At 63.7% G+C, this 14,562-nt stretch carries 9 protein-coding genes; 1 reads left to right on the top strand and 8 read right to left on the bottom strand.

Annotation, left to right across the window (positions count from 1 at the left end):
• Positions 1-2: 2 nt before the first annotated feature.
• The 8 genes from NMB38_RS01980 to putP form a co-directional block, all read right to left on the bottom strand.
• A complete protein-coding gene (locus tag NMB38_RS01980; RefSeq protein ID WP_028687916.1) occupies positions 3-887 on the bottom strand; it encodes a glycosyltransferase in 885 nt (294 codons plus the stop codon).
• Positions 884-2,029 (bottom strand): glycosyltransferase, encoded by a 1,146-nt coding sequence (locus tag NMB38_RS01975; protein ID WP_028687917.1) that lies wholly within the window; start codon positions 2,027-2,029, stop codon positions 884-886. The genes NMB38_RS01980 and NMB38_RS01975 overlap by 4 nt, the downstream gene beginning before the upstream one ends.
• On the bottom strand, positions 2,026-3,456 hold the full coding sequence (locus NMB38_RS01970) for a PIG-L deacetylase family protein (protein WP_132578077.1): 1,431 nt from the start codon (positions 3,454-3,456) through the stop codon (positions 2,026-2,028). Before NMB38_RS01970 ends, NMB38_RS01975 begins: the two co-directional genes overlap by 4 nt.
• The gene (locus NMB38_RS01965; RefSeq protein WP_028687918.1) at positions 3,453-4,349 is read right to left on the bottom strand and encodes an antimicrobial resistance protein Mig-14; all 897 of its coding nucleotides are present in this window, start codon (positions 4,347-4,349) and stop codon (positions 3,453-3,455) included. Before NMB38_RS01965 ends, NMB38_RS01970 begins: the two co-directional genes overlap by 4 nt.
• Positions 4,349-5,476: a glycosyltransferase gene (locus NMB38_RS01960; protein WP_345956519.1), complete on the bottom strand. Its 1,128-nt coding sequence runs from the start codon at positions 5,474-5,476 to the stop codon at positions 4,349-4,351. Before NMB38_RS01960 ends, NMB38_RS01965 begins: the two co-directional genes overlap by 1 nt.
• Complete coding sequence (locus NMB38_RS01955) at positions 5,460-7,217, bottom strand: carbamoyltransferase family protein (RefSeq protein WP_027913992.1); 1,758 nt, start codon at positions 7,215-7,217, stop codon at positions 5,460-5,462. Before NMB38_RS01955 ends, NMB38_RS01960 begins: the two co-directional genes overlap by 17 nt.
• A 355-nt stretch (positions 7,218-7,572) precedes the next feature.
• Positions 7,573-8,409: a 23S rRNA (adenine(2030)-N(6))-methyltransferase RlmJ gene (locus NMB38_RS01950; RefSeq protein WP_027913993.1), complete on the bottom strand. Its 837-nt coding sequence runs from the start codon at positions 8,407-8,409 to the stop codon at positions 7,573-7,575.
• A gap of 170 nt (positions 8,410-8,579) precedes the next feature.
• Entirely contained in the window at positions 8,580-10,058 is a 1,479-nt protein-coding gene (gene putP, locus NMB38_RS01945; protein WP_027913994.1) for a sodium/proline symporter PutP, read from the bottom strand.
• Between the two features lie 359 nt (positions 10,059-10,417).
• On the opposite strand from putP, the gene putA reads away from it, so the two are divergent.
• Positions 10,418-14,371, top strand: coding sequence for a trifunctional transcriptional regulator/proline dehydrogenase/L-glutamate gamma-semialdehyde dehydrogenase (putA, locus tag NMB38_RS01940; RefSeq protein WP_027913995.1), 3,954 nt, complete (start codon positions 10,418-10,420; stop codon positions 14,369-14,371).
• Positions 14,372-14,562: the final 191 nt, after the last annotated feature.

Genomic DNA, 14,562 nt, shown 5'->3' with positions numbered 1-14,562 from the left:
CTTCAGCCCTTTTCCAAGGGCGAGAAGAACAACCGCCCCAGCCCGCGCCAGGTCTTGCGCGTATAGGCGCGCAGTGGAATCTGCGCCAGCAGTTCGCGGGCCAGCTTGCGGTCACGGTTGGCCACCTTGAGGAACATCGAGTTCAGCGCCTTGAACTTGACCTGCTCGTAGGCCGGGTGATCCTTGAACTTGGCATAGGTACGCAGGATGTTGTCGATCATGAATCGGTGGTTCTTGTACGAGTTGCTGGCATGTTTGCGGTAGCGCGCCATGACCACGCTCAGGCCATCGATGAAGTACCCGGCATGGGTCACCTTCAGTTCGATCAGCAGGTCTTCCAGGCGGATATCCGGGTCGAAACCGCCCACCTTCTCCAGCGCCTCGCGGCGGATCAGCAGCGTGGGCGCAGGTGGGTAGGGTTTGCGTTCCAGGAACATGTCCTCGAAGTCCAGGCGCCTGAACGGAACCTCGCGGCGCTGCCGCGCTTCGGGGAACAGCTCACCCTGGGAATCGATGAGCTCGATGTTGCCAGCGCAGATACCCACTTCGGGCTTGTCGGCCATGTACTGGACCTGGATCGCGATGCGATCCGGCATCATGATGTCGTCGGACCCGAACGGCGCGATCAGCGTGCCCCTGGCCCGCGCAATGGCCTCGTTGAGCGTGTGGGTCAGGCCTTTGTTGCGCTGCACGCGAAAATCGAAGCCATGTTGCGCCTGCAGGCGCTCGATACGTTCGACGCTGTCATCGGTCGAGCCGTCGTCCACCACCAGCAGCTCGATGTGCGGGTAGGTCTGGTTCAATACGCTGAGAATGCTCTGCTCGATGTAAGGGCCATGGTTGTACGATGCAATGATCACCGTGACCAGGGTTGGGTCCGCACTCATTTCGGCTCCTTGGCAGCCAAGCCCGACTCGATCAGCGCCAGGTATTGCTCACGGAACACGTCGATGTCGTGGTGTTGATTGAGGTAGTGGTAGGCCTGCTCGCCCTTGGCATGCAACGCCGCGTCATCCAGCGCCAGGTAGCGGTCCAGGGCCGTGGTCAGGCTGTCAACGTCCGCGGGCTTGACCACCTCGCCGCCCGCGCCGGTAATCAGCGGCAACATGGCCGGCACGTCGCTGGCGATGACCGGCAAGCGCCCGCTCATGCCTTCGAGCAGGGCAAGGCCAAGGCCTTCGGCCAGCGATGGCATGGCCCAGATGTCGAAGGCACGGACGTAGCGCAGGGCGTTGTCACGAAAGCCCAGCAGGTGCGCCCTGCCCGTCAGCCCCAGGCGATCGATCTCAGCCTGCAGGCGCGCCTGCTCACGACCAGCACCGATGATCGCCAGCTGCGCGGTGGGGTACTTGTCCTTCAGGGCGGCAAACGCCTGGATCAGGTAGGTATGGCCTTTGACCGGCACCAGGCGGCCCAGCGCCCCGACCATGCGAACGTTCTGGGCCAGGCCAAGTTGCGTACGGGCCTCGGCCTTGTCCAGCTGCAACGCCTGGGCCTGATCCGTGTCGATGGCGTTGGTGATGGCGTGGGTGTTGGCATCGGTGAAGCCGCAGCTGCAATCCAGCAGGTACTGCTTGACTGCCGGCGACACGCCTACGAACTGCCAATGCCCGTCGATCAGGCGCTGGGTCTGACGACGGCGGTAGGCGCGGTCGTACTCGCCGAAGCCATGGGAAATGCCGATGCACAACGGGATCTTCAACCAGCGGTTGAGCTGCAACAGCATGTTCACAGGCTTGAAGCGGTTGCAGATCACCACGTCGAAGCGTTCGCGCCGGCAATACCGGTAGAGCTGCCACAAGGCCTTGAGACGCATGCCCTTGAGCGCACTGTCGCTGAAGTCGAAGTACACCGAATGGTCGGCGCGGCTGACCGGTTGGCCAGGCGCAGGCCGGCCCTTGAGAAAGGCCATGGTCGTTTCGAACCGATCCGCTGGCAGCGCCTTGAAGATCTGCTCGGCCAGGTCGGCGAAATCGTGCTGCTTGATGTTGTAGTCCGGTTGCAGTTGCAGGACTTTGAAACGCTTCATACGTTTTCCCGATGTACACCCTGGTGGCGGTCCGTCAGAACCCAGAACAGCTCGTGGCGACGCACGGCCTTGCGGAAAAATTCGTTCTCGCCGTAAGGCGAACTGCGCCGGCCTGCCAGCCAGCGCTGGATCACCCGTCGCACTCGGCGCTTGAAGGGCGGGCGGGGCTGCAGGTCGTGCATCATGCCCAGAGCCATGGCCTTGTCCAGTTGCAGAGGACGGTCCAGCACCAAGGTGCACGGCTGCCCGACCGACAACGCGTGGGTGACCGGCGGCAAGGCCACGCCTGCACCGCTGTCGCCCATGGGCCAGCGGTCGTTGTCGTGCAGGTGATTGGCATAGCCCAGCAGGATCTCGGGTTGCCACGGCAGGCCCTGCAACGCTTCCTGCAGGGCTTGCTGGGCAGCCACGTGGTCAGGGTGCGGATCGAGCACCGGGTGCGGCATCACGATCACTTCCGGACGCGCCTGTTGTATCAACGCGCGCACGTCGGCCAGCAGGTTGTGCCAAGTCGGGACGCCGTCGTCGCCGGGCAGAGGCAACGCGTTGAGGGTACGGAAGGGGCGCGTGTCGGCCATGTCCGCTTCACGCGAGCCGAAGGGGGTCGTCGGTGCCTGCCGCATGGCCGGCAATTGCAGGCAGAAATAGCCCAACTGCACGCAGCGCTCTTGCGCAACGCCTGCCCAGCGAGGCACCGCGATACTGTCCCAGGCGCGCAAGCGCCCTTTGAGGCGCGCAGCCTCGACAGATGACAGGCCCATGGCCTGGTAGTGCTCGGCCTCGATTTCGCCAGCGGTCAGGGTCACGATCCAGGCTTCGTCTGCCTGGCTGTACAGGCCGTAGGCGGCAAGTTCGGCATCATCGGCATGGGGCGCGATGACCATCACCCGCTTACGACGCAGGTCTGGCTGCTGGAACATCCACAGGCGCGGCTGGCCCACCAGCCGGCAGAAGCGCCCGCGCAAGGTGATCTGGCCCTGACGCAGCGCCGTGTCGAGCCCAGTCAGGTTGAGGTAGCGCTTGCCGCGAACACCGCGCTCGAACACCTGCAGGTCTTCGCCACCTGCGCCTTCGATGGACACGCCGGGGTCAAGAAACCTGCCCAGCAGGGCGCAACGCAGCTCAACCTGCAGCACCCACGTGGCGCCTTCTGCGACGGGCAATGCAGGTAGCTGCAAGCGGCCGTCCTTCAAGCTCACGCCCGCCACTTCATCGGCCTCATCGAAGGCGTAGGTGTAGTCGTCGGCCGGGGTGTAGAACAGGTGATCGGCCAGCCATGCCTCGTGGGCCACCCAAAGCAGCGGCAGCAGCAACAACGGCAGCCACCAGGTGACCAAACCCAGCGCAATCAACGCCGCCACGGCCACCAGGAGCGCGAGGCGCTTGTTGCGCCGGTGGCGCTTTAGCAACTGCTGCTTGCGGCTCACGCCTGGTACACCGGCACGGGGTGGCACCAGCGGTCCTTGTACTCGCGGTCGGCACGGCCGAACGAGAACCGCAATGGCTTGTTGCGCGCGCGGGCGTCTTCCCAGGCGGCCTGGGTGTTGAGGAAACTCAACACGCTGCCGGGGCTGAACGCCTTGGTCTCGGGGTCGACGCCGCCATTGACGTATTCGACGCTGATCCACTCAGGCGCCTCGACGCGGTACACCAGCTGGATGGCGATAGGCTTGTTTTCGAGCAGCAGGACCGAGCCGATCAGCAGGTCCCGCAGCCGCGCGATCACGTCGCCCATGCGCTCGGCGCCGGTGGCTGCGAACCCCCAGCGACGCTGGAAAAGGTCGCAATACATGGCGGCGATGGTAGCGGCATCGAAGTCGCTGATCGGCCGCACCACGCCACCGGCTTCTTCCAGTAACCGCAGCTCACGGCGCTGGTTGTAACGGAATTTCTTCGACAGGTCTTCGGGCGCACGGGCCATCGCCAGCTGTTCTTTCTGCGCCTTGAGACCAACAAAGCGGCCCTGGTTCAGCTCGGACAGGTAGCGTGCGCCATGGCGCAGCGGCGCAGCGGCGTCGGCCGCCGCCGGCAGGATGATTTCGGCATTGCCCAGGTCAAACAACGCCTTCTTGCCGCTGCGCTTGAGCACGTCCTTGGACAGCGCCAGGTGGCGCCCCCAGGTGGGAATGGCCGCCTTGAGCTCCCCGCCATGGTGCCAGGCCAGGTAACGCACGGGGATCTGCGCCAGGTCCGCCAACTGCGAGACCACCAGGGGATGAGTGGCGACACTGCCGCCGAAACGCGCCCAGGCCTGGGCATAGGTTTGCGCGTCAATGACTTGCCAGCCACGCTCGCGCAGGGCTTTTACATGGTTGAACATCAGGCCCCCACCAACGCGCGAACCTGGGGCAGTTGCCAGAAGGTATCGCGCACCGCCTGGTCCGAGAAACGCTCGCGCAGGCGTTCGAGCATATGCTCGGCGCACGCCTGGCGTTGCGAGTCGTCCAGCGCAGCCATGCGTTCGAGGCCTTGCGCCAGCTGGCTGGCCTCGCCCAGTGGGAACAGCATGCCGACACCCTCGACCACTTCCCGCGCGCCGCCACAGGCCGTGGCCAGCACCGGGACGCCAGCGACCATGGCTTCGAGCAGGACCATGCCGAAAGGCTCATGGTCGGAACTCAAGGCGAACACGTCGAAGGCCTGGAAATAGCGACGCGCATCGGGCACCTGCCCCAGGAAGTCGACCTGATCGGCAACGCCCAGCTCGCGGGCCAGGGCCTTCAGTTTGGGTTCCAGGCGGCCCTTGCCCAGGATGGCCAGGCGCGCACCACCCGGCAATGCCGGCAATGCCTGGGCAAAGCCGCGCAGCAAGGTGGCCTGGTCCTTGTCCGGGTGCAACCGACCGACGTTGCCCACCACCCAGGTCTGCGCATCCAGCCCCAAGGCTTCGCGTGCCTCGGCACGCGGCACCAGGGCAGCTTGCAGGGCCGCGATATCGATGCGGTTGTACAGCGTCTGGATGCGCTCGGCGGGCCACTGCGCCAGGCAGCGGCGCATGTCGTCGCGCACTGCGTCGGATACACCCAGCAGGCTCAAGCGCTTGCTGAACAGGTTGGCGAACAGGCGCCGGCCTTTGCGCTCATAGTCGCCAAAGGCATGGTGCACGCCTATCACCGGTAACCGGGTACCGAGCAAGGCGACGTAGATCGGCTTGAAGCGGTGAGCTATGCAGAACGCGAAGTTGCGCTGGGCCGCGACCTTGCGCAACGCCCGAATCGCGCCAAGCTTCAGGCCACGGACCGCCTTGGAGCTGAACTCCAGAAACAGCACTTCATCCGACGCACAGCCGGCCGCCACCTGCGGGTCGGCTGCGCCGGTCAGAAACACGGTCGTAACCTTGTAGCCGCTGCCCTCGAACAGGCTGGCGTATTGACGGGCACAATCCAGGAAAGGCCCGTCATAGCCATGGCAGAACTGCAGGATGCGCGGTTCAGAGCGGCTGTTCATAGGCGGCAGCGCCGTCCTTGACGACAAGGATGTCTTCCATGATCAGGTACTGCAGATCCGAGCCGAAGAACATGTTCAGGGCATCGGTCGGCGAGCAGATCATCGGTTCACCCCGGCGATTGAGCGAGGTATTCAGCGAGACGCCATTGCCGGTCAGGTCTTCGAGCGCCTTCATCATGTCGTAGTAGCGCGGGTTGTATTCGCGCTTGAGCACTTGGGCACGGGAGGTGCCGTCCTCATGGACCACTTCTGGCACGCGGGTTTTCCATTCTTCAGCCACTTCGAAGGTGAAGGTCATGAATGGCGCCGGATGGTCGACCTTGATCATTTGCGGGGCGACCGTATCGAGCATGGACGGGCAGAAGGGTCTCCAGCGCTCACGGAACTTGATCTGCTCGTTGATGCGGTTGGCCACGCCCGGCACGCTCGGGCAGCCAATGATCGAGCGACCACCCAGGGCACGCGGGCCGAACTCCATGCGGCCCTGGAACCAGGCCACCGGGTTGCCATCGACCATGATCTTGGCGATGCGCTGCGGCATGTCGTCGAGCTTGCGCCATTTCGGGGCGTTGGGATGACGAGCACAGGCCGCGATCACATCTTCGTTGGAGTAGGACGGGCCGAGGTAGACGTGCTCCATCTTCTCGACCGGCACGCCGCGGGCGTGGGACACGTAGGCTGCCGCGCCCACTGCCGTACCGGCGTCACCGGAGGCCGGCTGCACGAACAGCTCCTTCACATCGGAACGGGCAATGATCTTCTGATTGAGTTTCACGTTCAGCGCACAACCGCCGGCGAACGCCAGCTTGCCGGTTTCGCGCAGGGTATCGCCCAGGTAGTGGTCGATCATCTGCAGGGCGATCTTCTCGAACAGCGCCTGCATGCTGGCTGCGTAATGGATGTACGGCTCGTCGGCGATGTCGCCTTCGCGCTTGGGCCCCAGCCACTCGATCAGCTTGGGCGAGAAGTAGAAGCCCTTGCCTTTTTCCTTGTAGCGACGCAAGCCGATGACGTTGGCGTAATCGGTGTTGATCACCAACTCGCCGTTTTCGAAACTGGCCAGGCGCGAGAAGTCATATTTGCTGGCATCGCCGTACGGCGCCATGCCCATGACCTTGAACTCACCGTCGAGCATTTCGAAACCGAGGAATTCGGTAATAGCGCCGTACAGGCCACCCAGGGAATCCGGATCGAAGAACTCCTTGATCTTGTGGATCTTGCCGTTCTCGCCGTAGCCGAAGAAGGTGGTGGCGTACTCGCCTTTGCCGTCGATGCCCAGGATCGCGGTCTTTTCCTTGAAGCCCGAGCAGTGGTAGGCGCTGGAGGCATGAGCCAAGTGATGTTCCACGGGCTCGATCTTGACCTTTTTCGGGTCGAAGCCCAGCTGCTCCAGACACCAGACGATCTTCTTGCGGTAGCGCTTGTAGCGGCGGTTGCCCATCAGGATCGCGTCGAGGGCGCGGTCCGGTGCGTACCAGTAGCGCTTGGCGTAGTGCCAGCGCGCCTTGCCGAACAGGCTGATGGGCGCGAACGGGATGGCAATGACATCGACGTCGGCGGGCTTGATGCCGGCTTGTTCCAGGCAGAACTTCGCCGATTCGTAGGGCATGCGGTTTTTCGCATGCTTGTCGCGCACGAAACGCTCTTCTTCGGCGGCGGCAATCAGCTTGCCGTCGATGTACAGGGCCGCGGAAGGGTCATGGCTGAGGGCGCCGGACAGGCCAAGAATCGTCAATGCCAAGGGATAGGCCTCTTCATTCGGTAGAGATGCGCCAGCGGCCCGGTGGGCGGGTGGCGGCTAAAAGGCGGGATTATAACGCAAAGCGCAGCGTACGCATGCCTCTGCAAAGGCTACGCCTTCGGCCACGGCACAAACTCCACAAGCACGGCAACCGCGCAACTTGTCCATCACGCGGTCACTGTGGGAGCGGCCTAGCGCCGCGATGGGCCGCAAAGCGGCCCCTGCACTACGCGCTGCGAAGCTGAAACCCTGGGGCCACTTTGCGGCCCATCGCTGACTAGGCCGCTCCACGCTCTGTGGGGCTACTCACTCAGGCGTCACGCGGCCTGTGTGGAGCAGCCTCGCCGGGGCGGCCTTATTCGGCGATCAGCCAGTCCATGCGATAGCTGCCTTCGGTCTGCGCCAACTCCCGGGCGAGCCAGGGCAGCAGCTCCTTGAGTTCATCTTCCAGCCCCCAAGGCGGGTTGGCGATGGCAAGCCCAGATCCATTGAGGCCTTGCGGGCTGTCCTGGTGATGCACATACAGCTCGACGCGCAGCAGCTTGGGCGCCCCAGTGCTGGTAAGGTCCTGGTAGAAACGGGTCAGCGAGCGCTGGTCCTTGATGGGGTACCAGATGGCCGCCACCGTCTGGCGCATCCGACCAATGGCTTCCTTCATCGCGGCTGTGCAACGCTTGAGTTCATCGGCCTGCTCGAACGGCGGATCGATGAGCATGACCGCGCGTTTTTCCTGCACGGGCAACAAGGCGCGCGGCACGTGCCAGCCCTCGCCCAGGTGCACGAACACGCGCGGATCCTTCTTCATGTTTTCCTTGAGCAGCGGCCCGTCCTCCGGGTGCTTCTCGTTGAGCAAGGCGCGGTCCTGCTGACGCATCAGGCGACGCGCCAATTCAGGTGAACCTGGGTAGTAGCGCAGCTCGCCGTCTGCGTTCAGACGCTTGATGACGCGCAGGTAATCGGCGGTCATGGCCGGCAGGTCGTCACGGTTCCACAGCCGCGCGACCCCCTCGAGGTACTCACCGGTCCGGCTCGCCTGGTCACCCTTGAGGTCGTACAGCCCCAGCCCGGCATGGGTGTCGAGGTAGGCGAACGGTTGCTCCTTGCGCGACATCAGGGCGATGAGGCGGGTCAGCACGATATGTTTGAGAACGTCGGCATGGTTGCCGGCATGGAAGGCGTGACGATAGTTCATGGCAACTCCTGCGCAGAGCGCAAGTTTACCCTGCCTGGCAAACGACGTCAGGCCTGACGGTCGTCAGAAAACAACGAACCCGCTACCGCAGTGCAGCACGAACCCTTGAAGGCCGTGCGGACACTGCAGGAGCGGGCCCGTCTTTCAGCTAGCAGCGCGCCTTGGCGCTGTCACTTGTCAGCGTGATACGCCGCATCAGCCGTCTCGAAGCGGCTCACCATCGCCTGCGAAGGACGGCCCAGCTTGCTCACCAGGACGATGGCGATGCTGGCGAACAGGAAGCCAGGGATGATTTCGTACAGCCCCATGGTGTCGAAGCTTTTCCACAGGATCACGGTCAGTGCACCCACCACGATACCGGCCAGCGCGCCATTGCGCGTCATGCCCTTCCACAGCACCGAGATCAGCACGACAGGGCCGAACGCAGCACCGAAGCCCGCCCAGGCGTAGGCCACCAGGCCCAGCACGCGGTTTTCAGGGTTGGCAGCCATGGCGATGGCGATCAGGGCCACGGCCAGTACCATCAGACGACCGACCCACACCAATTCTCGCTGGGAGGCATTCTTGCGCAGGAAGGCCTTGTAGAAGTCTTCGGTCAGCGCACTCGAGCACACCAGCAGCTGGCAGCTCAGGGTACTCATCACCGCCGCCAGGATGGCCGACAGCAGGACACCGGCGACCCAAGGGTTGAACAGGATCTTCGCCAGCTCGATGAACACGCGCTCGTGGTTTTCGTTCACCGGCCCGGCCACCTCAGGGTGGGCCGAGAAATAGGCGATGCCGAAGAACCCAACGGCGCAGGTACCGGCCAGGCACAGGATCATCCAGGTCATGGAAATACGGCGCGCCTTGGCGATGGACTTCACCGAATCGGCCGCCATGAAGCGCGCCAGGATATGTGGCTGACCGAAGTAGCCCAGCCCCCAGCCCATCAGCGAAATGATCCCGATGAAGCTGGCGCCCTTGAGCATGTCGAAGTGGGCCGGGTTGACGGCCTCGATCGCGGCGAAGGTCTGGTCTAAGCCGCCGGTGGAGATCAGCACGATCACCGGGGTCAGGATCAGCGCGAAGATCATCAGCGACGCCTGGACCGTGTCGGTCCAGCTCACGGCCAGGAAGCCTCCGACGAAGGTGTAGATGATGGTGGCGGCTGCCCCTGCCCACAGCGCTGTCTCATAAGACATGCCGAAGGTGCTCTCGAACAGGCGAGCACCGGCCACGATGCCAGAGGCGCAATAAATGGTGAAGAACACCAGGATGACGATGGCCGAGATGATCCGCAGCAGGCCGCTCTTGTCCTCGAAACGGCTGGAGAAGTAGTCCGGCAGGGTGAGCGCATCGCCGTTGTGCTCGGTCTGCACGCGCAGGCGCCCGGCGACGAACAGCCAGTTCAGGTAGGCGCCGACGGTAAGGCCGATGGCAATCCAGACTTCTGACAGACCCGCGAAGTAGATGGCGCCGGGCAGGCCCATCAGCAGCCAGCCACTCATGTCGGATGCACCGGCCGACAATGCGGTGACCACGCTGCCGAGGCTGCGGCCGCCGAGAATATAGTCGGAAAGGTTCTTGGTGGCGCGGTAGGCAGCGAAGCCGATCAGCACCATTGCTGCGATGTAGACCACGAATGTGATCGTTAAGGGATTACCCATGTGTTGGCCCTGGCGTTTGTTGTTATCTCATGCGCACCCACATCGTTGGTGGTTGCACCCAGGCGGCAGATGCTATTCAACAACGTAAATCCGGTGCAACCATTTTTCACTGTGAAGTTGCACCCAAGTATGCATTTTCAGACAAAGCCTCGTTTTTGCTCCCTAATGGGGCAGATGAGGCTCTTTTTTAGAACAAATCCTTCCTCGCCTGACGCTTTGACCCTCACTGAAAACGACAGCCTGACGAGTTGCACCTTATTCACGACATTTTAGGGTTGCACCTGGTTGCACCCGCGTTTTCCTGAAGATAATCTTGTCGCCAGCTTAAGCCACACTCGTGGCAATAATGAGGATAAGAAATGGCGACGACCACCCTTGGGGTCAAACTCGACGACCCTACCCGTGAACGACTCAAGGCCGCTGCGCTGTCCGTGGACCGCACGCCGCACTGGTTGATCAAGCAAGCGATCTTCAGCTACCTGGAGAAGCTCGAGGGTGGCGCGACCCTGACCGAAATCAATGGCCAGACCCTCGGCCTGAACGATGAAGCCGGCGACGTGCAGCCCGAGCAGGGTCACCAGAGCTTCATGGAGTTCGCCGAAAGCATCCTGCCGCAGTCGGTGCTGCGCTCGGCCATTACCGCCGCCTACCGTCGGCCCGAGCAGGAGATGGTGCCGATGCTGCTGGAGCAGGCGCGCCTGAGCGCTCCGCTTGCCGATGCGGCCAACAAGATGGCTGCCGGCATCGCCGAGAAGCTGCGCAACCAGAAGAGCACCGGGGGCCGGGCCGGCATCGTTCAAGGCCTGCTGCAGGAATTCTCGTTGTCGTCGCAGGAAGGCGTGGCGCTGATGTGCCTGGCCGAAGCGCTGCTGCGCATTCCCGACAAAGGCACCCGCGACGCCCTTATCCGCGACAAGATCAGCACCGGCAACTGGCAGCCGCACCTGGGCAACAGCCCGTCGCTGTTCGTCAATGCCGCCACCTGGGGCCTGTTGCTAACGGGCAGGCTGGTAAGCACCCACAACGAATCGGGCCTGACCTCCTCGCTGACCCGCATCATCGGCAAGAGCGGCGAGCCGATGATCCGCAAGGGCGTGGACATGGCCATGCGCCTGATGGGCGAGCAGTTCGTCACGGGCGAAACCATTGCCGAAGCACTGGCCAACGCCACGCGTTTCGAGTCCAAGGGCTTCCGTTATTCCTATGACATGCTCGGTGAAGCGGCACTCACCGAGCACGATGCCCAGAAGTACCTTGCATCCTATGAGCAAGCCATCCACTCGATCGGCAAGGCATCCAACGGCCGCGGCATCTATGAAGGCCCGGGCATCTCGATCAAGCTCTCGGCCCTGCACCCACGCTACAGCCGTGCCCAGTACGAGCGGGTGATGGAAGAGCTGTACCCGCGCCTGCTGTCGCTGACCCTGCTGGCCAAGCAATACGACATCGGCCTGAACATCGATGCCGAGGAAGCCGACCGCCTTGAGCTGTCCCTCGACCTGCTCGAGCGCCTGTGCTTCGAGCCTGCACTGGCCGGCTGGAACGGTATCGGTTTCGTCATCCAGGCGTACCAGAAGCGCTGCCCGTATGTGATCGACTACGTGATCGACCTGGCCAAGCGCAGCCGCCACCGCCTGATGATCCGCCTGGTAAAAGGCGCCTACTGGGACAGCGAAATCAAGCGTGCCCAAGTCGAAGGCCTGGAGGGCTACCCGGTCTACACGCGCAAGGTCTACACCGACGTGTCCTACGTCGCCTGCGCCCGCAAGCTGCTGGCCGTACCCGAGGCCATCTACCCGCAGTTCGCCACGCACAACGCCCATACCCTGTCGGCCATCTACCAGATCGCCGGGCAGAACTACTACCCCGGCCAGTACGAGTTCCAGTGCCTGCACGGCATGGGTGAGCCGCTGTACGAACAGGTGGTCGGCAAGATCGCCGATGGCAAGCTGAACCGCCCTTGCCGCGTGTATGCACCGGTCGGCACCCATGAAACCCTGCTGGCCTACCTGGTTCGTCGCCTGCTGGAAAACGGCGCGAACACCTCGTTCGTCAACCGCATCGCCGACCAATCCATTTCCATCCAGGAACTGGTCGCCGACCCGGTCACCAGCATCGAGCGCATGGGTACCCAGGAAGGCCGCATCGGCTTGCCACACCCCCGCATTCCACTGCCGCGTGACCTGTACGGCACCGAGCGGGCCAACTCCGCCGGCATCGACATGGCCAACGAGCACCGTCTGGCTTCGCTGTCCTGCGCCATGCTGGCCACCGCCAACAACGACTGGAAAGCCGGCCCGCTGCTGGCCTGCACCGCCAGTGACAGTGCGGCAACGCCGGTTCTGAACCCTGCCGATCACCGCGATGTGGTCGGCCACGTTCAGGAAGCGACCGTTGCAGACGTCGACAATGCCATCCAGTGCGCACTCAACGCAGCGCCCATCTGGCAGGCCACCCCGCCAGCCGAGCGCGCCGCCATCCTGGAACGCACGGCCGACCTGATGGAAGCCGAGATCCAGCCCCTGATGGGTCTGTTGATCCGCGAAGCCGGCAAGACCTTCGCCAACGCCATCGCCGAAGTGCGCGAAGCCGTCGACTTCCTGCGCTACTACGCCGTCCAGGCGCGCAACGACCTGAGCAACGATGCCCACCGCCCATTGGGCCCTGTGGTGTGCATCAGCCCTTGGAACTTCCCGCTGGCGATCTTCACCGGCCAGGTAGCCGCAGCCTTGGCCGCCGGCAACCCGGTACTGGCCAAGCCTGCCGAGCAAACCCCGCTGATCGCCGCCCAGGCGGTGCGCCTGCTGCTCGAAGCCGGCATTCCGGAAGGTGTCCTGCAACTGCTGCCGGGCCGCGGCGAAACCGTCGGTGCTGGGCTGGTGGGTGACGAGCGCGTCAAAGGCGTGATGTTCACAGGCTCCACCGAAGTGGCGCGCCTGTTGCAACGCAACGTGGCGGGTCGCCTGGATAACCAGGGTCGCCCAGTGCCATTGATCGCCGAAACCGGCGGCCAGAACGCGATGATCGTCGACTCCTCGGCCCTGACCGAGCAGGTGGTGATCGATGTCGTGTCCTCGGCCTTCGACAGTGCCGGCCAGCGTTGCTCCGCCCTGCGCGTACTGTGCCTGCAGGAAGACTCCGCCGACCGCGTGATCGAGATGCTCAAGGGCGCCATGGCCGAAAGCCGGCTCGGTTGCCCGGACCGGCTGGCCGTGGACATCGGCCCGGTGATCGACGCTGAAGCCAAGGCTGGCATCGAGAAGCACATTCAGGGCATGCGCGAGAAAGGCCGCTCGGTCTATCAGGTGGCGATTGCCGACAGTGCCGAGATCAAGCGTGGCACCTTCGTGATGCCAACCCTGATCGAACTGGACAGCCTCGACGAGCTCAAGCGCGAGATCTTCGGCCCCGTCCTGCACGTGGTGCGCTACAACCGCCGCAACCTGGACCAGTTGATCGAGCAGATCAACAATTCGGGGTACGGCCTGACCCTGGGTGTGCACACGCGTATCGACGAAACCATCGCCAAGGTGGTCGAGTCGGCCCATGCCGGCAACATGTACGTCAACCGCAACATCGTCGGCGCCGTCGTAGGTGTACAGCCGTTCGGTGGCGAAGGCCTGTCGGGCACTGGCCCGAAAGCCGGCGGTCCGCTGTACCTGTACCGCCTGCTGTCGACCCGCCCGGCGGACGCCATCGGCAGCCACTTCCAGCACCAGGACGGCGAAGCCAAGCCAGACCGCGCACTGCACGAGCAGTTGGTCAAGCCGCTCCACGCGCTGAAGGCGTGGGCCGAGAGCAATCAGCTGTCCGACCTTGCCGTGTTGTGCAGCCAGTTCGCCAGCCAGTCGCAGAGCGGTATCGCCCGTCTGCTGCCAGGCCCGACCGGCGAGCGCAACACCTACACCATCCTGCCGCGCGAACACGTGCTGTGCCTGGCTGACAACGAAGCCGACCTGCTGGCGCAGTTCGCTGCGGTGCTCGCGGTAGGCAGCTCGGCGGTGTGGGCCGACGGCGAACCGGGCAAGGCCCTGCGCGCCCGACTGCCCCGTGACTTGCAGGCCAAGGTGAAGCTGGTACCCGACTGGAACAAGGACGAAGTGGCGTTCGATGCCGTGATCCATCACGGCGATTCGGACCAGCTGCGCAGCGTCTGCCAGCAGGTGGCCAAGCGTGCCGGTGCCATCGTCGGGGTACACGGCTTGTCCAGCGGCGATCATCAGATTGCACTGGAGCGCTTGGTCATCGAGCGTGCGGTGAGTGTGAACACTGCGGCGGCTGGGGGTAACGCCAGCTTGATGACCATCGGCTAACGCTGAAGGTCGAAGAAAAGGGAGAGCTCGGGCTCTCCCTTTTTTATGGTCGCCATCTTGCCGCAGTGACAACCTGGCTAAGCAGCGGCGCCCGTCCAATAGCGGTGGTGTGACCCGTGGTATCGCAAGTGGCTTGCGGCACCACGGGCTTTACTTTTCTCACGCCATATCACCCAGACCTATTAACCTGT

Source organism: Pseudomonas sp. FBCC-B35 (assembly GCF_059133755.1).
The sequence above is the reverse complement of the archived record's forward strand: the minus strand, read 5'-3'. Positions and strand labels throughout refer to the sequence as shown.

What these genes read in the sequence shown, in the direction of transcription:
- NMB38_RS01980 (WP_028687916.1), bottom strand. Translation starts at nt 887, where the DNA reads ATGAGTGCGGACCCAACCCTGGTCACGGTGATCATTGCATCGTACAAC.
- NMB38_RS01950 (WP_027913993.1), bottom strand. Translation starts at nt 8,409, where the DNA reads ATGAACTATCGTCACGCCTTCCATGCCGGCAACCATGCCGACGTTCTC.
- putA (WP_027913995.1), top strand. Translation starts at nt 10,418, where the DNA reads ATGGCGACGACCACCCTTGGGGTCAAACTCGACGACCCTACCCGTGAA.
- NMB38_RS01960 (WP_345956519.1), bottom strand. Translation starts at nt 5,476, where the DNA reads ATGAACAGCCGCTCTGAACCGCGCATCCTGCAGTTCTGCCATGGCTAT.
- NMB38_RS01965 (WP_028687918.1), bottom strand. Translation starts at nt 4,349, where the DNA reads ATGTTCAACCATGTAAAAGCCCTGCGCGAGCGTGGCTGGCAAGTCATT.
- putP (WP_027913994.1), bottom strand. Translation starts at nt 10,058, where the DNA reads ATGGGTAATCCCTTAACGATCACATTCGTGGTCTACATCGCAGCAATG.
- NMB38_RS01975 (WP_028687917.1), bottom strand. Translation starts at nt 2,029, where the DNA reads ATGAAGCGTTTCAAAGTCCTGCAACTGCAACCGGACTACAACATCAAG.